Origin of the sequence: Arthrobacter sp. AK01, assembly GCF_021109375.1 — a bacterium.
Lineage (GTDB): Bacteria > Actinomycetota > Actinomycetes > Actinomycetales > Micrococcaceae > Arthrobacter.
Window position 1 is genome coordinate 14,767 of record NZ_JAJOHP010000007.1, and the last position, 23,143, is coordinate 37,909.

The 23,143-nt window shown below is 62.7% G+C and carries 26 protein-coding genes and 3 tRNA genes; 18 read left to right on the forward strand and 11 right to left on the reverse strand.

Annotated elements, in window-relative coordinates; translation table 11 throughout:
• Positions 1–9 precede the first annotated feature (9 nt).
• The gene (locus LN996_RS03740) at positions 10–2,778 is read left to right on the forward strand and encodes a PEP/pyruvate-binding domain-containing protein (protein WP_231338837.1); all 2,769 of its coding nucleotides are present in this window, start codon (positions 10–12) and stop codon (positions 2,776–2,778) included.
• Here the strand turns inward: LN996_RS03740 and LN996_RS03745 are convergent.
• Complete coding sequence (locus tag LN996_RS03745; protein WP_159705357.1) at positions 2,775–3,695, reverse strand: cation diffusion facilitator family transporter; 921 nt, start codon at positions 3,693–3,695, stop codon at positions 2,775–2,777. The two genes, LN996_RS03740 and LN996_RS03745, sit on opposite strands and share 4 nt — an antisense overlap.
• A gap of 10 nt (positions 3,696–3,705) precedes the next feature.
• Entirely contained in the window at positions 3,706–4,215 is a 510-nt protein-coding gene (locus tag LN996_RS03750; RefSeq protein ID WP_231338838.1) for a metallopeptidase family protein, read from the reverse strand.
• 91 nt (positions 4,216–4,306) lie between these two features.
• Between LN996_RS03750 and LN996_RS03755 the strand changes: the two genes are divergently transcribed.
• On the forward strand, positions 4,307–5,230 hold the full coding sequence (locus LN996_RS03755) for a carbohydrate kinase (protein ID WP_231338839.1): 924 nt from the start codon (positions 4,307–4,309) through the stop codon (positions 5,228–5,230).
• Positions 5,231–5,237: 7 nt separating this feature from the next.
• On the opposite strand, the gene LN996_RS03760 is transcribed toward LN996_RS03755, so the two are convergent.
• Positions 5,238–6,179, reverse strand: coding sequence for a DMT family transporter (locus tag LN996_RS03760; protein WP_159705348.1), 942 nt, complete (start codon positions 6,177–6,179; stop codon positions 5,238–5,240).
• Between the two features lie 247 nt (positions 6,180–6,426).
• Here LN996_RS03760 and LN996_RS03765 point away from each other — a divergent pair.
• From LN996_RS03765 to LN996_RS03775, 3 genes are all read left to right on the forward strand, one after another.
• Positions 6,427–6,499: transfer RNA gene (locus LN996_RS03765), tRNA-Glu, on the forward strand.
• Positions 6,500–6,583: 84 nt separating this feature from the next.
• Positions 6,584–6,657 (forward strand) — tRNA-Asp (locus tag LN996_RS03770).
• Between the two features lie 46 nt (positions 6,658–6,703).
• Positions 6,704–6,779 (forward strand) — tRNA-Phe (locus LN996_RS03775).
• Positions 6,780–6,984: 205 nt separating this feature from the next.
• Here LN996_RS03775 and LN996_RS03780 read toward each other — a convergent pair.
• Together LN996_RS03780 and LN996_RS03785 are read right to left on the reverse strand one after the other, a co-directional pair.
• A complete protein-coding gene (locus LN996_RS03780; RefSeq protein ID WP_231338840.1) occupies positions 6,985–7,713 on the reverse strand; it encodes a PKD domain-containing protein in 729 nt (242 codons plus the stop codon).
• Positions 7,714–7,945: 232 nt separating this feature from the next.
• Positions 7,946–8,410, reverse strand: coding sequence for a DUF6318 family protein (locus LN996_RS03785; RefSeq protein ID WP_231338841.1), 465 nt, complete (start codon positions 8,408–8,410; stop codon positions 7,946–7,948).
• A gap of 383 nt (positions 8,411–8,793) precedes the next feature.
• Here LN996_RS03785 and LN996_RS03790 point away from each other — a divergent pair, with 383 nt between their 5' ends.
• From LN996_RS03790 to LN996_RS03825, 8 genes are all read left to right on the forward strand, one after another.
• On the forward strand, positions 8,794–9,324 hold the full coding sequence (locus LN996_RS03790) for a hypothetical protein (RefSeq protein ID WP_231338842.1): 531 nt from the start codon (positions 8,794–8,796) through the stop codon (positions 9,322–9,324).
• 90 nt (positions 9,325–9,414) lie between these two features.
• Positions 9,415–9,861 (forward strand): Asp23/Gls24 family envelope stress response protein, encoded by a 447-nt coding sequence (locus tag LN996_RS03795; protein WP_231338843.1) that lies wholly within the window; start codon positions 9,415–9,417, stop codon positions 9,859–9,861.
• Positions 9,858–10,049 (forward strand): DUF2273 domain-containing protein, encoded by a 192-nt coding sequence (locus LN996_RS03800; protein ID WP_018779541.1) that lies wholly within the window; start codon positions 9,858–9,860, stop codon positions 10,047–10,049. Before LN996_RS03795 ends, LN996_RS03800 begins: the two co-directional genes overlap by 4 nt.
• The gene (locus LN996_RS03805; protein ID WP_231338844.1) at positions 10,046–10,426 is read left to right on the forward strand and encodes a hypothetical protein; all 381 of its coding nucleotides are present in this window, start codon (positions 10,046–10,048) and stop codon (positions 10,424–10,426) included. The genes LN996_RS03800 and LN996_RS03805 overlap by 4 nt, the downstream gene beginning before the upstream one ends.
• Positions 10,423–11,058 carry a DUF6286 domain-containing protein gene (locus LN996_RS03810; protein ID WP_231338845.1) on the forward strand — a complete coding sequence of 212 codons (636 nt, stop codon included), beginning with the start codon at positions 10,423–10,425 and terminating at the stop codon, positions 11,056–11,058. The genes LN996_RS03805 and LN996_RS03810 overlap by 4 nt, the downstream gene beginning before the upstream one ends.
• Positions 11,055–11,666, forward strand: coding sequence for a hypothetical protein (locus LN996_RS03815; protein ID WP_231338846.1), 612 nt, complete (start codon positions 11,055–11,057; stop codon positions 11,664–11,666). The genes LN996_RS03810 and LN996_RS03815 overlap by 4 nt, the downstream gene beginning before the upstream one ends.
• A 102-nt stretch (positions 11,667–11,768) precedes the next feature.
• The gene (locus LN996_RS03820) at positions 11,769–12,104 is read left to right on the forward strand and encodes a hypothetical protein (RefSeq protein ID WP_231338847.1); all 336 of its coding nucleotides are present in this window, start codon (positions 11,769–11,771) and stop codon (positions 12,102–12,104) included.
• Between the two features lie 116 nt (positions 12,105–12,220).
• Positions 12,221–12,901 carry a DNA alkylation repair protein gene (locus LN996_RS03825; protein ID WP_374110770.1) on the forward strand — a complete coding sequence of 227 codons (681 nt, stop codon included), beginning with the start codon at positions 12,221–12,223 and terminating at the stop codon, positions 12,899–12,901.
• A 13-nt stretch (positions 12,902–12,914) separates the two neighbouring features.
• On the opposite strand, the gene LN996_RS03830 is transcribed toward LN996_RS03825, so the two are convergent.
• The gene (locus LN996_RS03830; protein WP_231338848.1) at positions 12,915–13,316 is read right to left on the reverse strand and encodes a helix-turn-helix transcriptional regulator; all 402 of its coding nucleotides are present in this window, start codon (positions 13,314–13,316) and stop codon (positions 12,915–12,917) included.
• A 252-nt stretch (positions 13,317–13,568) separates the two neighbouring features.
• Here LN996_RS03830 and LN996_RS03835 point away from each other — a divergent pair, with 252 nt between their 5' ends.
• The 4 genes from LN996_RS03835 (at position 13,569) to LN996_RS03850 (ending at position 18,103) form a co-directional block, all read left to right on the forward strand.
• Entirely contained in the window at positions 13,569–14,915 is a 1,347-nt protein-coding gene (locus LN996_RS03835) for an ABC transporter substrate-binding protein (RefSeq protein WP_231338849.1), read from the forward strand.
• 96 nt (positions 14,916–15,011) lie between these two features.
• On the forward strand, positions 15,012–15,977 hold the full coding sequence (locus tag LN996_RS03840) for a carbohydrate ABC transporter permease (RefSeq protein ID WP_231338850.1): 966 nt from the start codon (positions 15,012–15,014) through the stop codon (positions 15,975–15,977).
• A complete protein-coding gene (locus LN996_RS03845) occupies positions 15,974–16,936 on the forward strand; it encodes a carbohydrate ABC transporter permease (RefSeq protein WP_231338851.1) in 963 nt (320 codons plus the stop codon). Before LN996_RS03840 ends, LN996_RS03845 begins: the two co-directional genes overlap by 4 nt.
• 114 nt (positions 16,937–17,050) lie before the next feature.
• The gene (locus LN996_RS03850; protein WP_231338852.1) at positions 17,051–18,103 is read left to right on the forward strand and encodes a LacI family DNA-binding transcriptional regulator; all 1,053 of its coding nucleotides are present in this window, start codon (positions 17,051–17,053) and stop codon (positions 18,101–18,103) included.
• 31 nt (positions 18,104–18,134) lie between these two features.
• On the opposite strand, the gene LN996_RS03855 is transcribed toward LN996_RS03850, so the two are convergent.
• From LN996_RS03855 to LN996_RS03875, 5 genes are read right to left on the reverse strand one after another with little or no spacing between them, the layout of a single operon-like run.
• Positions 18,135–19,022, reverse strand: a complete 888-nt coding sequence (locus tag LN996_RS03855) for a hypothetical protein (RefSeq protein WP_231338853.1) — start codon at positions 19,020–19,022, stop codon at positions 18,135–18,137.
• Between the two features lie 36 nt (positions 19,023–19,058).
• The gene (locus LN996_RS03860) at positions 19,059–19,865 is read right to left on the reverse strand and encodes an exodeoxyribonuclease III (RefSeq protein ID WP_231338854.1); all 807 of its coding nucleotides are present in this window, start codon (positions 19,863–19,865) and stop codon (positions 19,059–19,061) included.
• Positions 19,866–19,925: 60 nt separating this feature from the next.
• Entirely contained in the window at positions 19,926–20,492 is a 567-nt protein-coding gene (locus LN996_RS03865) for an HdeD family acid-resistance protein (protein ID WP_231338855.1), read from the reverse strand.
• Positions 20,493–20,518: 26 nt separating this feature from the next.
• Complete coding sequence (locus tag LN996_RS03870; protein ID WP_231338856.1) at positions 20,519–21,145, reverse strand: response regulator transcription factor; 627 nt, start codon at positions 21,143–21,145, stop codon at positions 20,519–20,521.
• Entirely contained in the window at positions 21,142–22,308 is a 1,167-nt protein-coding gene (locus LN996_RS03875; RefSeq protein ID WP_231338857.1) for a sensor histidine kinase, read from the reverse strand. Before LN996_RS03875 ends, LN996_RS03870 begins: the two co-directional genes overlap by 4 nt.
• A 212-nt stretch (positions 22,309–22,520) precedes the next feature.
• On the opposite strand from LN996_RS03875, the gene LN996_RS03880 reads away from it, so the two are divergent.
• The gene (locus LN996_RS03880) at positions 22,521–23,096 is read left to right on the forward strand and encodes a heme-binding protein (RefSeq protein ID WP_231338858.1); all 576 of its coding nucleotides are present in this window, start codon (positions 22,521–22,523) and stop codon (positions 23,094–23,096) included.
• Positions 23,097–23,143 lie beyond the last annotated feature (47 nt).

The window sequence follows — 23,143 nt, forward strand, 5'->3', positions numbered from 1 at the left end:
CCACCTTCCATGGACAGCCAGCAGGCCGGGGAGCAGCCGCAGGACCAGGGAGCGGACCCAGTCGCGTCCGGGTCGGTGTTCACGCTGGATATTGCCGACATCCGCGCACCTATGCTTCCGGAAGTGGGTGGCAAGGCCGCGAACCTGGGTGAGCTGGCAAGCGCCGGGTTGCCCGTCCCTCCTGGCTTCTGCCTCACCACAACGGCATACCGGCTCGCGCTCTCGGACGTCGGCCTGCAGGAGGTCATTGCCGCTTTGGAAGCGGCCGGCCCTTCTGATCTTGACCAGTTGAACGGGCTCGCCACCCGTGCCCGGTCCTTGGTGCTCGACGCCGGAGTCCCGGCTGCGGTGGCTGACGCCGTGCGGTCCGCCTACCAGCAGTTGGGAGGCAACGTCCCTGTCGCCGTCAGGTCGTCAGCTACCGCCGAGGACCTGGCCTTCGCGAGTTTCGCTGGCCAACAAGACACATACCTGAACGTCGTCGGCATCGACGCTGTGCTGGAGGCCGTTAGCCGCTGCTGGGCCTCGCTCTGGACAGACCGTGCCGTGGCCTACCGGACCACCAACGGCATTGACCATGCTTCGGTGACGCTGGCCGTGGTCGTGCAGGAAATGGTGGATTCCGCTACCGCCGGTGTCATGTTCACCGCCAATCCGGTCACGGGGAACCGGTATGAAGCAGTGATTGACGCCAGCCCTGGTTTGGGAGAGGCCGTGGTGTCCGGCGCGGTGAATCCGGACCAGTATGTTGTGGACGTCCGTCGATGGTCCATTGTGAAAAGGACCATCGGTGACAGGCAGGTGGAGATCCGTTCGCTTCCTGGTGGTGGCACGGAACGTGTCGAGCGCCCCGGCCGGGATGGTCCTGGTGCTCCTGCCCCGCAACCTTGCCTTAGCGATCCCCAAGTCCTCGCCTTGGCGGAATTGGGCCGTAAAGTCCAGGAGCACTACAGCGCTCCGCAGGACACCGAGTGGGCCATCGATGATGATGGGAAACTCTGGCTAACCCAGGCCCGGCCCATTACCACCCTGTATCCGCAAACCACGCGCACACCTCCGGGCGCCGGCGAGCACGCTTTCCTGAACTTCAGTCTTGCGCAGGGCCTCACCAGGCCACTGACACCCATGGGCCTGGCCGGTATCCGCCTCATAGCCTCGTCCGTTGCCAGGACTGCGGCGTTCGATGTCCCGGATCCCCGGTCCGGGCCAGCGCCGTACTACGAGGCGGGCCAGCGCATCTTCTTCGACCTCACTGCGGTGCTGAGGAGCCGGGTTGGCCGGGCAATCGTGCCGCGGGTTTTCGATGTCATGGAGGCCCGGTCAGCCACGCTCATGCGTGGCCTGTTCGACGATCCACGCTTCACGGTCAGAATCAAGACACCCCGGAAGCTGATTCGCCACGTCGCTCCGGTCGCTGCCAAGTATCGTGTGCCGGAGTCACTCTTCCGCGGCCTGTTCCGCCCGGCTGCCGCCATGAAACGTCTAGAGGCGCTGACCGCGGAACTTCGCAAAACCCTCGATGTCCCGCGTACGGCAACGTCCCATCAGCGGCTCGCCCACGTCCAAAGAATCCTTGGCGAGGAGCTGTTCGCCACAGTGCCGCAGGTACTGCCCCTTCCCGCGCTCGGTTTTGCGATGCTGGCGCTGGTGAGGCGGATCCTGGGGGATCAAGCCACGTACGACGAACTTCAGACGGTGATCCGCGGCCTGCCCAACAATGTCACCACAGAGATGGATCTGGCCCTGTGGCAGCTTGCCTCGCAGATCCGCGACGACCCCGACGCCGTTGCCTTCATGGCTGGCCGGACGGCAGCGGCGTTGGCGGAACAGTATCGGGACGGAAGCCTCCCACCCGTTGCACAGTCAGGACTGGATTCCTTCCTGAGCCTGTACGGGCACCGGGCCGTTGCCGAGATCGACCTCGGCATGTCCCGCTGGTCAGACGATCCCACCCACATCCTTGGGGTCGTCGCCAACTACTTGAGGCTCGCGGACGGCGCAGAACCTCCGGATCAGCAGTTCCAAAAAGCCGCTCGGGAAGCGGATGAGCAGGTTGCGCGCTTCGTGGCGCGGGCCAGGGCGAAGAGCCCGGTGCACGCGGCGATCGTGCGCGTCGCGTTGGACCGGACCAGGAGGTTCGCGGGGCTTCGCGAATTGCCCAAGTACAACCTCGTCCTGGGACTGGCTGCCGCGCGGGAGCAGTTGCTCTCGGTGGGACGCGAACTGGCAGAGTCCGGGCGCATTGAGCGTGCTGAGGACATCTTCTTCCTGGATCTTGACGAAGCTGAGGCTGCGCTGGCTGGAGATGACCTCCATGGAAGAGTGGCCGAGCATCGTGCGGCCTACCAGCAGGAACTCCGGCGCAGGCATATCCCGCGGGTGCTGTTGTCTGATGGAACCGAACCAGAGGCCACGCCGGGGATCAGCGGAAAACAGCGCCCAGGCACCTTGTCCGGCAGCCCGGCGTCGGCAGGCCTCGTGACAGCACCGGCGCGCGTCATCATGGATCCCGTTGGCGCGCACCTCGAGCCAGGAGAAATCCTCGTCGCACCGTCAACGGACCCAGGATGGACGCCGCTGTTCCTTACTGCTGGGGGACTGGTCATGGAGATGGGCGGGCCCAACTCACACGGTGCAGTGGTGGCCCGTGAATACGGGATCCCCGCAGTGGTCGGGGTTCCGGACGCAACATCGCGCCTTGGGACCGGTCAGCGCGTCACGGTGGACGGGGGCGCCGGGACGGTCAGCGTTGAGGACGCGGGTGGCGGGACAGCCTAGGCGTGCTGGTGCGATTCGTGCTCGGAGTGGCTCACAGGCTCCAACTGGAAGGTGCAGTGCTCGGTGTCGAAGTGCCGGCCAAGGCAGGACCCCAGCTGGTCAAGGATGCTGTCCGCCCCGCTGGCGTTGAGGACCGCGTCCTCCACCACAACATGGGCTGAGAACACGGGCACGCCGGAAGTGATGGTCCAGATGTGAATGTCGTGGGCCTCGACCACCCCATCCACAGCGAGGATGTGCTCGCGGATCATGTTCACGTCCACGCCCTTCGGGGTGGCCTCCAGGAGGACATCCACCACGTCGCGAAGCAAGTGCCAGGCACGGGGAATGATCATCAATGCGATCACCACAGAGGCGATGGGGTCTGCCGCGCTGAAGCCCGTGGTCATGATGACGATTGCTGCCACGATGACCGCGATGGAACCCAGGAGATCTCCAAGGACCTCAAGGTAGGCGCCACGGACATTGAGGCTTTCCTTTTGTGCACCCTGCAGGATCAGGAGCGAGACAAGGTTGGCCACGGCACCCAGAATGGCGGCCCACAGCATGACATCGGTATGAATGTCCGGGGATTCCCCGAAACGGCGGATGGCCTCGATCATGATCACAACAGCGATGACAATCAGAATCAGGGCGTTGGCCAGGGCAGCCAGCACTTCGGCCCGCTGATAGCCATAGGTGCGCTGGTCACTTGCTGGACGCGTAGCAATCCACGCCGCCATGAGGGCGATGAAAACGCCTGCTGCATCAGAGAGCATGTGGCCGGCATCAGCCAGCAGGGCCAAGGATCCAGACACGACGGCGCCAACAACCTGGATGCCCACCACCCCTAAGGTGATGGCCAGGACGGCAATGAGCCGCTTCCGATGCTTGCCGGTTGCTGTGACTCCGTGGGAGTGGTTGTGGTCGTGCCCCATGGATATAAGGCTAGCCCCAGCCGAGCTCATGCAAGCGGTCGTCGTCTATCCCAAAATGGTGAGCTATCTCATGGACCACAGTGATGGCCACTTCATCAATGACTTCTTCACGCGTGCTGCAGATGTCCAGGATCGGCTGGCGGTAAATGGTGATCCGGTCAGGCAGGGAGCCCGCCTCCCACCAGGAATCACGTTCGGTCAGCGGGACGCCCTCGTAGAGTCCCAACAACACTGTGTCCGGATCTTCTCCGGCTTGCGGCGTGTAGTCGTCCTCAATGAATATCGCTACGTTGTCCATGGCGCTGGCCGCCTTGGGCGGGATCAGTTGGAAGGCGTCACTGACTGCCTCTTCAAATTCCTCGGGAGACATTTCGAAAGGCCGGGCCGCTCCAGCCGCGTAGGCCTCGTCCACGGGATTGTGCTCAACGGGACTGTGCACCGCGTTCCGTTCCCTGAGGGGAGACGAAGGGCGCTCGCCGTCCGGGACGATGGGCAAGCCGGGAGGAAGATTCGCGGGCATGATCCGACTTTAGTCCGCTGCGGCCGCATCGGCGCCGTGTGTGATGAGAGATACTAAAAGTCAATCTCTTTTCGACAGACACAGGAACCGCATGACCGGCACCTCTTCCCTCGCGCCTGAGCCCCTCGACGTCGTCGTTGTAGGTGAGGCCTTGATCGACATCGTGCAGTCCTCCGATGGGCAGGTGGAGTACCCCGGTGGTTCGCCGGCCAACGTCGCCTTCGGCCTGGGCCGATTGGACGTCAAAGCCGGCTTGCTGACCGCCATTGGCCGTGATGCGCGGGGCGACGCCATCGCAGCACATCTGCACAGCGCGGGTGTGGTGCTGTTGCCCGGCTCCATGTCAGCCGGAAAGACCGCGACGGCGACGGCCCGCATAGCTGCCGACGGTTCTGCTGATTACACCTTCGATATCGATTGGGACTTGCCTCCGATTGCCTTGCCCTATGCGCCGAGAATCCTGCACACAGGCTCAATCGCCACCTTCCTTGAACCCGGCGCAAGCGTTGTCCGGAGTTTGCTGGAGCAAGCTCAGGGTGGGTGCATGGTCACCTACGACCCCAACATCCGCGCCGATCTTCTGGGGAGCCACCACGAGGCCCTGGCGCTCTTCGAGGAAATAGTGCCGCTGACCGACGTCGTAAAGCTCAGCGGCACCGACGCCCGCTGGCTGTATCCGGGCAAAGCGCTCGAGGATACGGCGAACCACCTCCTCGCCCTTGGCGCCGGATTGGTAGTGGTGACCCAAGGGGTCAAGGGCTCCCTCATGGCTACCCGGCACATACAGCTCAACGTTCCCGCCGTTCCCGCCACTGTCGCGGACACCATCGGGGCGGGCGACTCCTACACGGCTGCGCTCATCATGGGGCTCCTGCTTCGTGGAAGTGACGGACTGGCTCCTACCGTCATGGAACGAATCGGCACCATTGCCTCCATGGCTGCCTCCATCGCCGTCGGCCGGCCGGGCGCCAATCCGCCCACGCACCGCGAACTTTTGGCCGGAATGGCCCGCTAACGGGAAGCTAACGGGTTCGACGACGGGTCAGGCCGACGCCGATCAGGCACACCACGCCTCCGATCAGCCCCCAGATGGTGGGGACCTCCTGAAGTACGGCCCATGAAATCAGGATGGTGGTGCCCGGCACCAGGTACGTGGTGGCAGCCAGCTTTCCCGCCGAAATCAGTGACAGGGCGTAAGCCCACGTGGTGAATGCGATGGCCGTGGGGAAGATGCCAAGGTAGATCAAACCCAGAGTGGCGGGGAGCGGTGCTGCTTGGACCTCGGAAATCAGCTGCCCTGTCCAAGGCAAGCAGCAGATCGCGCCCACCATGATCCCGAACCACGTCGCCTGTCCTGCCGTGAACTTCCGGAGCACGGGCTTCTGCAGGATGGCACTCACCGAAGCGAGTACGGCGGCGAGCAAGCACAACAGCACCCCGGCGACGTCCGCCGTCGAACGCTGTCCCGAACCCAACGCGATCATCGCGACGCCGCAGAATGCCACCCCGCTGCCAATCAGCAGCCAACGCGGGAAGCCCTCCTTGAGGAAGATTCCGGCAAGGATCGCGATCAGGATGGGCGAGACGTTGATCAGCATGGCGCTGGTCCCGGCGTCCAGCATGTGCTCCGCAGCGTTCAGAGCTACGTTGTAACCGCCAAACCACATGACACCGTAGGCCACGATCGGCAACCATTCCCGGCCGCTTGGCCAGACTTTCAGCGTTGGAAGCACCACGATTCCCAGCACGACGGCGGCAACCGCCAAGCGTCCGAGCGTCAAGGAACCGGGGGAGAAGCTGGGGCCGACTGCGCGGATGCCCACGAAAGCCGAAGCCCAAAGGACGACGGTGACGATCACGGCCGCGATGCCGAGCTTGCTGATGGCCGGTGCCGGCGCGGGGGTGGTGCGCTGGGGCAGGTCCGGGGAAGGCTGGCCGGGTTCGGCCGGGGAGGTGGTTGTCATAGAGCCAAATCTAGCCGTCAGACAGTCGGTGCGGCTGGCGGTTTTCGGACGCGTCAGGGCAATATCCTGCCAATGTTCGGCGACCGGCCCGATGGCCTCAGCTGTGGGTCCCTGGACCGTGCGCAGACCTCGATTTGGGAATATCGCCATCTATGCTCTAAAGTTTTAGAGTCCAGTTCGGACGAGCGAGACACGGAAAGAACGCGTAAAGCGTCGCTTTTCTTTGCGAAATCCGAATTGAGTTCAGGCCCCCATCGTCTAGCGGCCTAGGACACCGCCCTTTCACGGCGGCGGCACGGGTTCGAATCCCGTTGGGGGTACGCAAGGAAGTGGTAAATCGGATGAAAAAAGTCTGGTAAGCTAGAAGCCTTGAAAAAAACGCGGTAGAGATACTGCAAACGCAAGGCCCTGTAGCGCAGTTGGTTAGCGCGCCGCCCTGTCACGGCGGAGGTCGCGGGTTCAAGTCCCGTCAGGGTCGCTCTGAGCGCCGAAGAAATTCGGTTCTCAAGGTGACACGTCACCTAGGCTCTGTAGCTCAGTTGGTAGAGCGTTCGACTGAAAATCGAAAGGTCACCGGATCGACGCCGGTCGGAGCCACCACTGGGAAGCATCAGTTCTTCGGAACTGGTGCTTTTCTTCTTTAACGCGATCAACCCGCCTGACGCGTAGGGCCGTGTGCGGCCAGCATTTACTCTGATTCTTCGCAGGGGCTGACCCGCCGGATCTCCGGTGTGTCGAAGCTCACGTCAGTTCATAGAGGGTGGTGGCGGTACGGATACTTCGCCCGCTGGCTCCTCCGCATCCCCTAATGTGCGGATTCACCGCCGGGGCAGCCCCAGGATTTGGGGTTCTCTTCGCAGGTGTCGGCTACGAGTGCTCTTTCTGTTTTCCAGACCTGGATGGTTTTGGGCGGTGTGCTGATGTCCAGGGTTCCGTTGATGGGCAGTGGTGGGCCGTTGTTGACGGAGTAGGTGCCGGTGAAGCTTGCTGTGAGGGTGGCTTGGTAGTTGCCGGTTTCGGTGTAGATGTGGCTGGTGCGGGTCTCGTTGCTGAGCCATTCGGTCTCGGGGATGGAGTAGCCAGCTACCGGGGTCGGTCCGAGGTTTGTTCCGTCGCCGAAGGTGTAGGTGTAGCTGGCGGGTGTTGCGGTGAGGTGGACGCCTTGGCCGAGGATGGTGACGTCGAAAGCCTGTTCTCCTGCGGTGGCGTAGAAGTTGGTGGGTCCGCCTTTGAGGGTGTGTGGGAAGGGTTGGGCTTCGAGGGTTCCTGGACTTACGGGTAGTTGGCGGAAATCGTTGAGGATTCTGGCGGCGATGTTGGCCAGGACGTTCTCGGGGTGGGGGTCGTACAGGCACGTGGGTCCGCTGACGGGGATCCAGTCGGTCCAGCCGGGGTTGGTGATGGCTTTCGGCGCCTGTTTCCAGATAACAGGGGTGCCTTCTTCGCCGCCAACTGTGGTTGCAGGGCATTCGAGGGCGTCACAGCCGGGGTCCTTGGTATCGGGCCCGTCGGCGCGGCAGTGAGTATCAGCCATGTACTGGTTTGGGTCGTCAGTGGCCGGCGAATCGCCAGATCCGCCGAGGCTAGGGGCTAGCTGTCCTGTCAAAGGATCGACGTGAAACCTTGCACCTATTTCGATGCCCCGGTCCCCAGCATTGTTTGCTGCCCACGCACCATCGGCCGGGGTAGAGGGAAGGGCAAGAGCCAAGGTGAGGATGATCCAACCTAGGACCCCCAGAGCGAAGAGGGACAGCCCTCTGGCGGTCTCATTCAATGACGCCAAGGTCCACCACCGTCCATTTTCCCTCGACATACTTAGCGAATATGGCGAAGGCATCATTGGAGGCTTCCGACCTTGACCTCCCGACAGTTCCGTCAGCGTTGTAGTAGTCAATTTGACCTTGAATGACCTGCACCTTCACCGCCTGTACGGCTTCGGCGGTCCATAGCGCTTCTATGGCCGGTACGGAGATTTTCCCTCCGGCTAACCAGCGCCCATCGACGAAGCCATCTTCACCGGACTCCTGAAGGCCAAGACAAAGCTGGCATTCCGGCGAGCTCAAAGGGAGCCACAATGACATGTCACCTGTTTCTCCAACGTAGGACAGTTGTGCATACCAATATCTGATAAACGCTTCCAGCCCAGCCTTCGAGTTCTCTTTCGCCAGGTCGGGCATCACAGGAACCGGCACATTCTGTGCCTTCCCCTGGGCATCCGCAGGCTTGTACACGGCAGACGCCGACGCTGTACCCGTGGTAGCCGAAGCTGCCGGGACCGAAGAGCTTGTGGTGGGTGACGCCGTCGTCGTGCCCGTATTAGATGGTGAACCGCCGGGCGTGGAGCCGTTCTGGCAGCCCGCCAGAAGCAAAGCAAGCCCCACGCCCAAGGCCGCCGTCCGGGAGAGCGCAAAAGGAAAAGTGGCAGACGAAAGGCGTGGCATGACAGGCTCCCCAGCAGCTGTTTGGCGGTGTGTCGGCCAGTCTAGGTGCGTCAAACGCGCCCACCACAGTCACGAACCGGGTCTTGTGGATAACCCAACCCTTTTCACCGCGGGGTGCTGGGCGTAGTCTTGCCTCGCTGGCCCGTCAATCGCACGCATCCTATGGGGGAACCATGGTCACCATCCCACGTTCAAGTACGCCCAAGCGCCGCCGCCTCATTCCGGTAGCCCTTCTGATTGCCACGCTGACCCTCAGCGCGTGCACCATCCCGTCGCCGGTTGCGCAGCAGTCTCCCAGTGCGTCGTCGGAGGCTCCGGCCGCGGAGGTGGGAACCAGTTCAGCCGCACCCTCAGAATCGAGCCCGGACGCAACAGCCAGCACCGGCGCCACCACTGGCATGGGCGGAGCCTATGGTGAGTTCACGTCGATTTCCGAAGCCTGCATCTCGGTCAGCGCCACCATGCTGAGCGTCACCATCCTGCCGTTGGCTGGACTGGTGGGCGGCAATCCCGATGACGTGGAGAAGGCCAAGCAGGAGTTGTCCCAAATGCAGGGCAAAGTGCCGGATGAATTGAAGCCCGCCTTCGAAAAGCTCAGGGCTTTCACGGAGTCCGCAGGATCGGATTTCAGCAAGTATGGCGATGGGAAGTTCGAAGAACTCATGAAGCCCATTCAGGACTGGATGGATAAGAACTGTAAGTAGCCGCCGCGCGCACTCCCCTCTCGCCTGACGCTTCTCCCAAAGCGTCGGAGCTAGACGCTAGGGTGGTACTCAAGAGAAGGGGAGTGCTCCATGGAAGACCAGAACGTGCAGTTTGATCCCGTGCCTGGGGGCGAGATCCTTGGTACCGGACGCACCATCATCTCCGAGGCGGCCGTGGCCAAAGTTGCGGGCATCGCTGCTCGAACCGTGCCGGGCGTCTACTCGTTGGGATCGGGGCCGTCCCGTGCTCTGGGCGCCATTCGCGACGCCGTCGGCAGTTCGGACCATGCAGCGGGCGTCCGCGCAGAAGTCGGCGAAACCCAGGTGGCCGTGGACATCAATCTGGTAGCCCTTTATGGACATCCCCTGCACAGCGTCGCCAACCAGGTCCGGAGTGCTGTTTTCCGTGCGGTTGAGGAACTTGTTGGCCTCCAGGTCATTGAGGTCAACATCGAGATCAACGACGTTTACGTGGCCCCATCGGCCAAACCTGTTGGTACCAAGAATGTCCTCGCTGAAAGGGAGGCACTCCAGTGAGCATGACCGTTGTTGGAATTGCGATCGGCGCCTTCGTGGCCTTCATGTCCTTTTCGTTCGGACTCTGGGGTTTCCTGATCTCGCTTCTTTTCATGGGCATCGGTGCGCTGCTGGGCCGCGCAGCTGAGGGCAAACTGGACCTCCGCAGCGTCCTGGATGCCATTACGGGCCGGCGCTCTTCGTCATGAGCGTGGCTGAGGCTGTGGACACCACCACCAGCCTGGCCGGCCACAACCGGATCAGTACCCAGGCATTGACATCCTTGGCGCGCGCTGCCGCCGCCGAGGCTCTTGGCGTTCCCGCCACCGACATCCGCGCCGATTGGGCGGACGACGACGGCCTGCTGGCTTTGTCGATCGTGGCACCGATCAGCATCCCGGCTTTGACCGAGGTCCTTCGGGATCCGTTGCGTGTACAGGGCTTCGGGGGATCCATCTGGGATCGTGCGGTGGCAGCCAAGGCAAGTGTTCTTGACACGGTCACGAGACTCAGCGGCTCCCAAATAAGCCGGGTAGACATCAGGATCAGTGGAGCGCATGTGACGGAGGGAGGCCGCGTTCAGTGACACAGGACCAGGAAACACAGGTGGACTCGAACGCAGGAGCAGGCCCGGTGGCAGGTGAAGACCCAGAAATGAGCCGAATCCTGCGCCGTGAGACCCATTCGTCCCGGGCAGGGGCATCCGTCATCGCCGCGGTGCTGGTGATCCTTTTCTGCGTCTATGCGCTGCTCGAAGCAGGTGTTCGCGCAGTTGGGCAACCGCCGTGGCTCATCGACCCCACCACAGCGGCCGAACGCATTATCAAGCTCCCCGACGGCATTACGCCCCTGCTGTTGGGTGCCAGTGGTGCCGTTATCGCGATGATCGGCCTGTTCTTTTTCCTGCATGCAGTGCTGCCCGGCAGGCGGGCACGGCATCTGCTCCGGGACCCGCGTACCGCCGTCGTAGTTGATGATGAGGTCCTTGCCTCCGCCCTGGCACGTCGTGCACGAACTGCTGCGAACGTGACCCAGGAGCAGGTCATGGTGGTTGTCTCGCGCCAAATGGTGGTGGTCAATGTACGGCCCACCTCGGGCAGCAGGGTCAGTGAAGAGGCTGTTCTGGCTGCGGTGCAAGCCGAACTTGATGAGATGTCGCCGGTACCGATGCCTTCTGTCCGGGTAAACCTGGCGTCGTCGGGGGTGATTGGCGCGTGAACGGAACACCAAGGGCCCTCAACCGTGTACTGCTGTTCATTATTGGCGTGAAACTCCTGGCCGTCGGTCTGCTTCTCCTGTTGTTGGCCACCGTGCCAGCGGTGGCTGCATGGTGGCATGGCTGGTCCGCCAGTGTCTGGGCTGGCATGGAGACCGCCTTCCGCGAGACGCGCTTCCCAGGGCGGGAAGAAAGCTGGCTGTGGATTGCGGCCGGCGCGATCCTGGTGGTCATCATCATCGCCATGGTCGCCTGGCTCTCCCAGCAAGGTAAGGGCCGGGCCAACCTTTTGGTCGCCAGTGACGACGACAGCCATATCAATGGCGAAGTCCGGATTGGTGGAGGGGTCGCCGAGCAGGCGCTCAGGGCGGCCTTGTCTGAGAGATCAGACCTCGCGGGCGCCTCAGTGGCGACCTATGAAGTGAAGGGCAAGCCTGGCCTGCGTATTCGGATCCAACCGAGGCAAGGAGTGGCGCCGCATATCCTCGCGGCCGAGGTGTCGCAGCTTGTTGAAGTATTGGACCAAGTAATTGGTCAGAAGACGCCGGTGCTTGTCCACATGGTTTCCGGAGCCCGGTCCCGTTTCACTAAGGCGGAACGTGTCCGCTGATATTGCAGAACCCGACACCAAGCCAATAGGTTGAATCCAAAGGGGGAATAACTTCCTTTGGCACGTACTGTCCCAGATCCAACCGTCACAAAGGAGAGCACCATGAGTGAAGAGACCACGGGAGCCGAAGCGGTCAACGGCGCGGCGGAAAATGCCAAGGATGCCGCTGGCGATGCCTTGGAGAATGCCAAGGAATTTGCTGGCGAGGCTGTTGAGAATGTCAAGGAGTTTGCCGGTGACGCTGCTGAGAATGTCAAGGAGTTTGCCGGTGACGCAGCCGAGAATGTCAAGGAATTCTTCTCCGGTGATGTAGGAGAAAACGCCAAGGAATTGGCGGGCGATGTCGCGGAGAAATCCAAGGAAATCGCCGGAGACGTTGCCGAAAACGTCAAGGGTTTGGGCTCGAAGATCGCCGGTCTGTTCAAGGGCGAGAAGTAACCACGCAAAACAACTGATGGCAGCCCCCACCGCGGACAACCGACGGGACGGGGGCTGCCATCTTCTTGTCCTTGCCTAGTAGCCTGAGATTCATACGCAATGGACAGGAGACTGCAGTGGCTGGAACGACGGTGCTGGAAACGACCGTGGCCGAACTCATGGACGAGCTGGCCGCTCTGGAGGAACCCCGGGCCCGGGAAGTCAACGAAAAGCACGGCGACGACCACGGCGTGAACCTCAGCAAGCTGCGCGCCGTCGCGAAGAGGCTGAAAACGCAGCAGGAGCTGTCGCGCGAACTGTGGTCCACGGGCGACACCGCTGCCAGGCTGCTGTCACTCCTGATTTGCCGCCCCAAGGCCTTTGAAAGCGAGGAGCTGGACAGCATGCTCCGTGAGTCCCGGACTCCCAAGCTGCAGGACTGGCTGGTGAACTATGTGGTGAAGAAGAGCCCGCACTCCGAGGACCTGCGGGTGGCGTGGTTTTCTGACCCTGACCCTGTTGTGGCGAGTGCGGGGTGGGCGCTGACGTCCGAGCGGGTAGTCAAGAAACCTGAGGGCCTGGCCCTGGAGCAGCTTCTGGACATCATCGAGGCCGAAATGAAGGGCGCTCCGGACCGCCTCCAGTGGGCCATGAACCAGTGCCTGGCCCAGATCGGGATCGAGTTCCCGGAACATCGAGCCAGGGCTTTGGATATCGGCGAGCGGCTTGAAGTCCTCAAGGACTACCCCACGCCGCCTAACTGCACGTCACCTTTCGCGCCCAGCTGGATCAATGAGATGGTCCGGCGCAAGGGCTGACCATCCGCCGGGCCTAGCCCCTGTTGCGGTGCATCATCCGGTAGGTGAGCTCTGCGAGGAGTTCTTCGTCGGAGAGGTGCGAAGCCCGGGCGATGGGAGCGGCGGGTACTGCTATGCGCGGAGGCCCCTGACGCGGTTCGTCGCCCGAACGCATGTCGTCGGGGGTGATCATTTCCGGCGCAAAGCTGGATTTTCCTTTGAGGACCTCTGAGACGGAGCCGGCCCGCCAACCCAACGCGTGTTCCAGCTTGCGCTGGTTGATTTCCTGGGTGCGCCGCGTGCCCGATTCCAACGTGCGGACGGTCTTGATGGCGGTGCCTGCCTGCTTGGCCAACTGCACCTGGCTCAAGCCTTGCGCCAGGCGTTCTTCCTTGATCAGTCGGCCGATAGTCTGCAGTGCTTCAAGTTCATCCACACTTCCTACCCTTCCATAGGCAACACTGGGTAAACAAATCGGAAGGCTGCCCTGCCGGTCGCGGCGGACTTCCGAAGAGGCGGCTCCAAGGGGTCGCTACTGACCCTCAATCGAGATCAGCAGACTGCTTGGTATCGATGCGGTTACGTTCGGTGTAAGCGCTTGCATTTATGCTTCCATCATGGCTAGTGTGAGCGTCACCACATCAATTGCGCCGCCGAAATCACTTGTACTCAGCGAGGAGTCTTTAGCATGAAGAAAACCAAGTACCTGCTACCGGTCGCAGCCGCCGGTGTTCTGGCACTTACCCTCTCAGCCTGTAGCGGAGATGGTGGTGGTGGGGGATCCACCGCCGGCTCGGATAACTGCTCCGCCTACGAAAGCTACGGCAAGCACGACGGCAAGACCGTCTCCGTCTACTCGACGATCGTCGATATCGAAGCCACCAACCTCGAGGAATCCTGGAAGCAGTTTGAAGACTGCACGGGAATCACCATCAAGTACGAAGGCAGCAAGGAATTCGAAACGCAGATCGGCGTCCGGGCCCAGTCCGGCACCGCTCCTGACGTGGCAATCTTCCCGCAGCCCGGTCTTCTTGCAACCCAGGCCCGGGCCGGGTACTTGAAGCCTGCTCCCAAGACCGTCTCCGACCTCGTGGACAAGAACTGGTCCCCGGACTGGAAGAAGTACGGCACCGTGGACGGAACGTACTACGCGGCCCCGATGCTTGCGAACGTCAAGGGCTTCGTTTGGTACGCGCCCAAGACCTTCAAGGACAAGGGCTGGGAAGTCCCCAAGACGTGGGACGAAATGATCGATTTGTCCAAGAAGATCGCGGCAGATGACAAGAACATGAAGCCGTGGTGTGCCGGATTCGAGTCCGGTGAGGCTACGGGTTGGCCCGGCACTGACTGGATCGAAGACGTCGTCCTGCGTGCCCACGGCCCCGAGGTCTACGATCAGTGGGTTGCCCACCAGATTCCGTTCAACGACCCCAAGATCGTGGAGTCCTTCGATAAGGCCGGCGACATCCTGCTCAACCAGGACATGGTCAACGGCGGCTTCGGTGACGTCCGCTCGATCCTGAGCACCGGCTTCGCCCAGGCTGGCCAGCCGGTCCTGGATGGTACGTGCGCGATGCACCACCAGGCCAACTTCCAGGCCGCCAACTGGCCTGCAGGAACCAACGTTGCCGAGGACGGCGACGTGTGGGCCTTCATCACCCCGCCGATTGACGAAAGCAAGGGCAAGGCAGTCACCGGTGGCGGCGAGATGGTTGGAGCGTACAAGGACACCGCAGAGGTCCAGTCGTTCCTGGCCTACCTGGCAAGCGCCGACTTTGCCAACAACCGCGTCAAGCTGGGCGGCGTTGTCAGTGCAAACAAGGGCCTGGACCCGAACAACGCACAGTCCGACCTCGACAAACTGACCGTCAAGATCCTCCAGGACCCCGAGACTGTCTTCCGTTTCGATGGCTCGGACCTCATGCCGAGTGCAGTTGGTTCCAACTCGTTCTGGAAGGGCATCGTGCAGTGGATCAACGGCACGTCTTCCCAGGATGTTGCCAACAGCATCGAGTCCAGCTGGCCTAAGAGCTAACTCCCAAAGTGCTGCCTCCCCTGACTGGAATGCCCAGCCGGGGAGGCAGTGCTTTTCCCGGAACTCAGTGATTCACTCACGCCCCGGAGGTTGGGTATGGAATTTATCGGAGGAAAACTCCTTCAAGTAGTGATAGCCCTGGCGATATTCGCAGCGGTTATCGGCATCATCATGCTGGTGGTGGACAGGGCACCGAAATCGGTCAAGGACAGGGTTACCGTGGCCGGCTTCCTTGCCCCGGCCGCAATCCTTATGCTGGTGGGCCTGGTGTATCCCGCGATCCGCACATCAACGCTGGCCTTCACTGATGCCAGCGGCAATGGCAACGGATTCGACAACTTCGTCTGGATGTTCACGCAGCCGGAGGCTCTGACCACGCTGCGGAACACCGTCATCTGGACTGTCCTGGTTCCCCTGTTGTCCACGGGCTTTGGACTCGCCTACGCAGTCTTCATCGACAAGGCCAGGGGCGAGAAAGTACTGAAGTCCTTGGTCTTCATGCCGATGGCCATCTCGTTTGTGGGCGCCGGCATCATCTGGAAGCTTGTGTACGACTACCGTGGTCCTGGCATTGAACAAACCGGTGTCCTCAACTTCTTCCGCGACGCCCTGGGAATGGACCCGAAGCAGTTCCTCCTGGACGCCCCGGAAAACACGTTCTTCCTGATCATCGTGATGGTCTGGATCCAGACCGGCTTTGCCATGGTGATCCTTTCGGCCGCCATCAAGGGTGTCCCGGTGGAACTCGTCGAGGCAGCCCGCCTTGATGGAGCGAACGCCTGGCAGCAGTTCCGCAACGTCACCATTCCGGGTATCCGTGGAGCACTGGTGGTGGTGCTGACCACCATCACCATCGCCACCCTGAAGGTGTTCGACATCGTCCGGACCATGACTGCCGGAAACTACGACACTTCTGTTGTGGCCAACGAAATGTACACACAGGCCTTCCGCGCAGGTGAGCCGGGACGCGGTGCCGCATTGGCGCTGGTCCTGTTCCTGATGGTTCTGCCCATCGTCGTGTACAACGCTCGAGTCCTTCGCAAGCAAAGGGAGATCCATTGACAGCCACGCCAGCCCCGAAAGAGGCCTCGAAGGCCACCCGGCAGCGTCCTGGATCCGACCCTACGGAGGACGCCCAGCCGATCATGCGGAGGGTCAAAACCAAACTGACCTCCAAGTGGGCAACAGCGGCAGCGATCGTTATCGCAGTCGTCTGGTCCGTCCCGACGTTCGGTCTGTTTGTCACCTCGTTCAGGCCGGCTGCCAAGCAAGTTGGACCCCGGTCCAACGGCTGGTGGAATGCCTTTGTGGACTGGGACTTCACGTTCAAGAACTACACGGACGTCCTCACGCCGGCCGGCTCACAGTCGGCCAACTTGTCTCAGTACTTCGTCAACTCCATAGCGATCGTCATCCCGGTCACCATCTTTGTGCTGGTGCTGGCATCCATGGCTGCCTACGTGTTCGCCTGGGGCAAGTTCAAGGGTCGGGACGCACTGTTCATCTTCGTCTTTGCCCTGCAGATCATCCCGCTCCAGATGGCGTTGATTCCGCTCCTGCAGTTCTTCACGCAGACCCTGCACCTGCCGGCGGGCTCGTACGCCCAGCTCTGGATCGCCCACACCATGTTCGGTCTTCCGCTGGGTATCTTCCTCCTCCACAACTTCATCTCCGAAATTCCCGGTGAAGTCATCGAGGCGGCAAGGGTGGATGGTGCCGGACACAGCACCATCTTCTGGCGGATCATCCTGCCGCTCTCCGTTCCGGCTCTGGCATCCCTGGCGATCTTCCAGTTCCTGTGGGTCTGGAATGACCTGCTGGTGGCCCTGGTGTTCTCCGGTGGAACAGCGGATGTAGCCCCGATTACGCAGCGTTTGGCGGAGATTTCCGGTACGCGCGGCGCCAGGGACTACTTGAACCCGGCGGCGGCATTCGTTTCCATCATCATCCCGCTCCTGGTGTTCTTCGGCTTGCAGCGCTACTTCGTGCGCGGCCTGCTGTCCGGCGGCCTCAAGGGCTAGGAACCGCAGCCCTCGGCTGCGCAGCGCATTACGATGCCGCGTAACCGAGGGCTGCAAACCACCCGTCCACATTTAAGGTGAAGGCGGAGCAACGGCGGCCGGAGAGGGGAGCCTGTGTCACGAACAACGGGTAGGTCCCAACGCGGCGGCCACACCGGCGTCAGTATTGAGGACGTCGCTGCAGCCGCTGGCGTCTCGACGGCGACCGTCTCACGGGCGGTGCGGGGACTGCCGCGGGTGTCTCCGGCGACCCGCGAAAAGATCCTCGAAGTTGCCAGTTCGCTGGGATACGTGGCGTCGTCGTCGGCGTCCGGGCTTGCAACGGGCCGCACCCGTACCATCGGCGTCCTGGCACCCTTCGTCAGCCGATGGTTCTTCTCCAAGGCCATCGAGGGCGCGGACCGGGAACTGCATTCCCGCAAGTACAACCTTTCCCTGTTCAACCTTGGTGGCCACGGCAGCAACCGTGAGCGGCTCTTCAGTTCCACCATGGTCTACAAGCAGATCGATGCATTGTTGGTCCTGTGTATGTCCTTGACCGAGGAAGAACTCGAACACCTCCACAAAATCGACATCCCGCTGGTAGTGGTGGGTGGCCATGTTGAAGATTGCGCCTACATCGGCATCAATGATTACGACGCCGCTTCCACGGCCGTGCGGCACCTCCTGGACCTGGGCCACAAGGACATCGCCCTGCTCCACGGCGACGACGAAACGGACCTGAACTTCGACGTCCCCCGGGTGCGGATCCGCGCCTTCCAGGAGGTCATGGCCGACGCCGGGCTGGAAGTCCGCCCCGAATGGGACCAGTGGGGCGATTTCACGGTTGCCAGCGGCCAGCAGGCTTTCAACAGGCTTTGGAGCCAGCCGGGGCGCAAGCCCACGGCCATCTTCTGCTCTTCGGACGAGATGGCGATGGGCGTTATTTTCGAGGCGGGCCGCCACGGGGTCAGGGTGCCGCAGGATCTCTCGGTCATCGGCATTGACGACCACGACTTCTCGTCCTCCATTGGCCTGACCACCGTGGGCCAACGGCCCGACAACCAGGCCGAACTTGCCACGAAAATGCTCCTTGACGAGCTGGACGGCAACCCGGAAGCCGTGCATTCGGAAGTTGCCCCCCATGAGCTGATCGTTCGCGAGACAACAGCCCCGCCAAGCGCCTAAAGCCCCATTCGTCGCCTCAAGCCCCGCCAAGCTAGGAAGCGCGCGCCAACTGCCGGATGGGGATCCACCGCGACGCGAGCCGGCGGTAGGCAGCGGCCGCTCCGGTCATGTCGCCCTCAGCCAAGCACTCGATACCCAGCCGCACATCCATGGGCGACTCGTCCGGGTACACCTTGTCGGCCACGGCTCCATAGTCCAGCTCAACCATCGACTGAAGGTGGAACAGCTCCAGCCATTCCGTCAGCTGCGTCAGGTCATCCAGCATGTCCAGGTCCGGCGCGGCCAGGGCCAGGTGGGCCACGGCGAAGCGGGCCCGATCCAGGGCCTCCGTCAGGGGAGTCCACACCCGCACGGTCAGAATGCGCCCCTCGGATTCCACCACGTCCTTGCGGTCCGACTCGGCAAAGAGCGAGAACCAACTGAACGGGATTCCCCATGTTGACGCCCGGGTATGGACGCGCTTGGCGTCTTCCCCGGCATTGATGCGATCGATTCTGACCTGGTGCCTATCCCTTTGAGAGACCGGAATCAGAAGGTCGGCCAGCGGACTATGCACACCGTCCATGAGCGCGTTCGCCGCCAAGCCGGCCCGAATCACCAGTTGGCTGGGGCAGTAAAGCAGCCGACCGGCGTCGTGATCTTCTTTATCCGCCCCGGCGGCATGCCGCCCGGCGGGCACCCGCGTCATGCGGACCAGGTCCGTTCGGCCAGTGGGGAAAGGATCGCCGCCGGACCGCGTGATGCGGCCCAGCGAGGCCTGCAGCTCCGCATTTTCGACGGCGGCCCGGGAACCTATCTTGCCGCCCTCCGCCACGAGTTGGCGCTGCTGTTCGGGCGGGAACGCTTCGAGCGGCTCATAAATGCGCAGCGACGAAGAGAACGGCAGTCCTGCCTGGCCCCGATACAGGTTTCCAGTCATGTCCAGCCGTCCCCTTTCGTCGCGGTGAGCGTGTTCTTAGTCTGCGAGCTCCACCATCACGGGAGCGTGGTCCGAGGCGCCCTTGCCCTTGCGTTCCTCACGGTCGATGGAGGCACCTGTGACACGCGATGCCAGCGCCGGGGACGCGAGGCAGAAGTCGATGCGCATGCCTTCCTTCTTGGGGAAGCGCAGCTGCGTGTAGTCCCAGTAGGTGTAAACGCCGGGGCCGGGAGTGTAAGGGCGGACGACGTCGGTGAACCCGGCGGCTTCGAAGGCGTGGAAGGCGGCGCGCTCGGGTTCGGAGACGTGGGTGTAGTTGTTGGTGCGGAACAGCTCGATGTCCCACACGTCGTCGTCGAACGGGGCGATGTTCCAGTCACCCATAAGTGCGATCTGGGCGGTCGAGTCGGACTTGACCCACTCGGCTGCGTGGCCCTGCAGGACGTCAAGCCACTTGATCTTGTACGGCATGTGCTCGTCGTCCAACGAGCGGCCGTTGGGAACGTAGAGGCTCCAGATCCGGATGCCGCCGCAGGTGGCCGCAATGGCACGCGCTTCCTGGGCGGGGTCCTTGCCTGCCTTGCCGAATGCCGGCTGGTCCAGGAAGGTGCGCTCCACATCGTCCAAACCCACACGGGAGGCGATGGCCACCCCGTTCCACTGGTTGACGCCGAAGTGTGCAACCTCGTACCCCATGCGCTCAAAGAGCTCCCACGGGAAGTTCTCGTCCTTGCATTTGGTTTCCTGGATGGCCAGGACATCGCAGTCGCTGCGCTCAAGCCAGGCTTCAACGCGGTCGGCACGGGCGCGGAGGGAGTTCACATTCCAGGTAGCTATCTTCACAGCCACTAACTTACCGAACTTGGCGCTGAGCGCATCCCCTCACGGCTTTTTACCGGGATACTAGTGGCCATACAACGGCCGGGTATCGGCCAGTTTGCGCAGCCCGATGCCTGAGGCAATGAGCAGCAGGCCAGTCAGGATCGCGAACCCTGCCAGCATCCACACCACGCCCAGGAAGCCGAGGCCCGGATTCACCAGCACCACAATCCCGAACACCGTGGTGATGAGCCCGGTCAGGAACCAGAGCCCCCAGTTGCTGACGAAGTTCCTGGCAGCCAAGGACAAGACAATCTGTGAGAGCCCGAGCACGAGGGCCCACAACCCGATGAGGACGCCTACGGCCGCTGCCGTGATCCCGGGCCAGGCGATGGCCAGGATGCCGGCAGCGATCGAGATGAGGCCACCGGCAATCGACCACCGTGACCGGCCCGCGGGGTCATAAAAGTAATGGGCCAGGCTGGTGATGCCGTCGATGATCGCGAAGAACCCGAACATCACAACCACAACGAACGCCGTGGCGCTTGGCAAAGCCAGGATTAACAGGCCAAAAACGATGGCGAGGACACCCCTGACGATCAAAGCCGTTCCCGGGGTCTTGAACAATTTTCGATCCGCTGCGTCCGACATACGGTCAGCGTAGCCAACCACGTGTCCTACCGCATCCCCTCGCGCCGGATAGCGGTGGCAATTGCTGCAGCCCGTGTCTCGACACCCAGTTTGGCGTAGATATGGGCGAGGTGGGTTTTGACGGTTGCCTCGGAGATGAACAGGCGTTTCCCGAGATCGCGGTTGCTGAGGCCCTCGGTCAGCAGGCTGAGCAGTTCGGCTTCGCGCGGGGTGAGGATCTCGTCCGGATTTCGAAGCTGTTGGAACAGGCGCGAGGCCACTGGCGCGCTCATCACGCTCTTACCCTCCACGGCGCCACGGACCGCTGCGAAGATCTCTGCCGGCGCCGCGTCCTTGAGCAAATAGCCCATGGCCCCTGCGTCCACGGCACGGACGATGTCGGCATCGGAGTCATAGGTGGTGAACACGATGACTGCCTGCTTGGGTCGGCGCTGGCGGAGCTGTTTGATGGCTTCGATGCCGTCCATCCCTGCGCCCATGGCAAGGTCCATGAGGACGACGTCGGGCGCCTGCTGCTGGGCCACTTCGAGCGCTTCCTCACCGGATGCGGCTTCGCCGACGACGGCGATATCAGGTTGGGTGCCCAGAAGCGCCTTGAGTCCGCTCCGGACTACGGTGTGGTCGTCCACGAGCACCACGGAAATGGTGGTCACAGGGCCTCCTTGGAAGAACTGGCCGGCGGGCTGACAGGCAGCTGCGCCGCGATAATGGTGCCTTCTCCCGGCGCGCTTTCCACCGACAATTCTCCGCCCAACTGTTCCACCCGTTGCCGCATGGCCCTCAGCCCGTAACCGCCCTTTTCCGACGGCGATGGCAGCGCTGCGGGATCAAAGCCGCGGCCGTCGTCGAATACGTCCAAGGTCACCGCATCCGGAAGGTACCCAAGCGTCACGCTGGCGTGGTCGGCACTGGCGTGCAGCTTGATGTTGGCCGCGGCGCTCTGGGTCACGCGCAAAAGGGCGTGCCGTACCTCGGAGGGAAGGAGCCTCGGGTCTCCGGTGACTTGGACCCGGATGGCGTCGACGTACTGACGGGCCGCATGTTCCAGCGCCTCGGGGAGGGGCGCGGCCTCCAGGCCCGGGGCGGAGAGTTCGTGAACCAGGCTGCGGGTGTCGGCGAGGTTTCGTCGCAGCACATCGGTTGCCTTGCGCACGTCAGGGTTCGCAGCATCGGGCCAGGACCGCTGTGCTGCCTCCAGGAGGAGCAGGCTGCTGGCCAGGCCTTGGGTGACGGTGTCGTGGATTTCGCGGGAAACACGCTCGCGTTCCGCGGCGATGCCGGCCTCCCGTTCGCTTACGGCAAGCTGCTCCTGGCCGCGCTCGACCTTGTCATAGATCAACGTGAGCATGGCACCGGCGGCGAGCGGGCCCAGGAGCATGGCAACGTCCGTCCACTCGCTCATCCGGAAGAGTCCGACGGCGGTGGCGGCCACTGTTGCGCCGCCCGCCACATACGCGGCCGGCCCGCGGAAGGCCGTCCGGGTGAGGAAGAAGATGGCGAAGGAACACCACGCGAAGCTCGGGGCGACCACCACCAACGCGGCCCACGCTGCAACCAAAGCGATCATCCACGCCAACCACAGCTGGCGCCGGCGTTCGCCGGGGTGCCGCCGATGGGCCAGGAGCGCGGTCACGGTGTACAGCGCACAGACTGCTGCTGCCAACGCCACGGTCCAGAGGTTGTCCGCGGGGGAGTGCCGCATGACGTAGCGGACCGCCGAAGCGACCATCAGGACGGCAAAGCCCGAGTGCACGACGGCGTCGATGCGGCCGTCGATCCGGCTGCTTGTGTCCGGCCGTGGCGCGGCTGCTGGCATGCGTGGTTCCTGTTTCCGATTCCGTTGAGGGCGTTCTTCCCATGCTAGATGCCCCGCGTTCATTGGTCTCTCCACCTTTTGGCTGATACCGCTGGCGGAAGGTATGAGGCCGTGGCCTGCTTCGGGCCGATGCCGCAGCGGTTCCGTCCCGGGAGCATGGAGATGTACCCGATGCTTACTACGAGCCCGATGCTTACTACGAGGAGAACTCCGTGAAGAAGTCCAACAAGATGATTGCCGCCGCCGCAGCCGGAGCACTGTTGCTTACCGGCGGTGTTACAGCCGTGGCCAATGCTGTTGCGCCTGCCGCCGCGCCGGTCGCCGCCCCCGTCAAGGTCGCAGCCGACGTTCAGCCTGCACCGGAGAACGTCGTGGCCCAGAACCGCATCACCGTGGGAGCTTCGAGCAAGGCCGTGAACGCCGCGCTCGCCAAGTGCCAGGCTGACAAACTGCCTTTCGTGACAGTGGCCCTGGTGGACCGGTTCGGCACCGTCCAGGCGCTCCTCCGTGGTGACAACGCCGCCGAGCACACCATTGAGGCGGCCAAGCAGAAGGCGTACACGGCGGCTGCGTTCGGTGCTCCCACCAGTGAACTGGCCAAGCGCATCAATGGCAACGGACCCTCGATTGCCGACCTCCCCGGCACCCTGTTCCTGGCCGGTGGCGTCCCGCTGAAGGTCAACGGTGTTTCGGTGGCCGGCATCGGCGTGGGTGGAGCACCGGACGGTGCCCTGGACGAAGCCTGCGCCACCGCCGGCGCTGAGGCCTTGGCCGTGGCAGCGAAGTAGCCATGAATCCTCGTGGAGTTTTTGTACAGATACCGCCCTTATGGAAG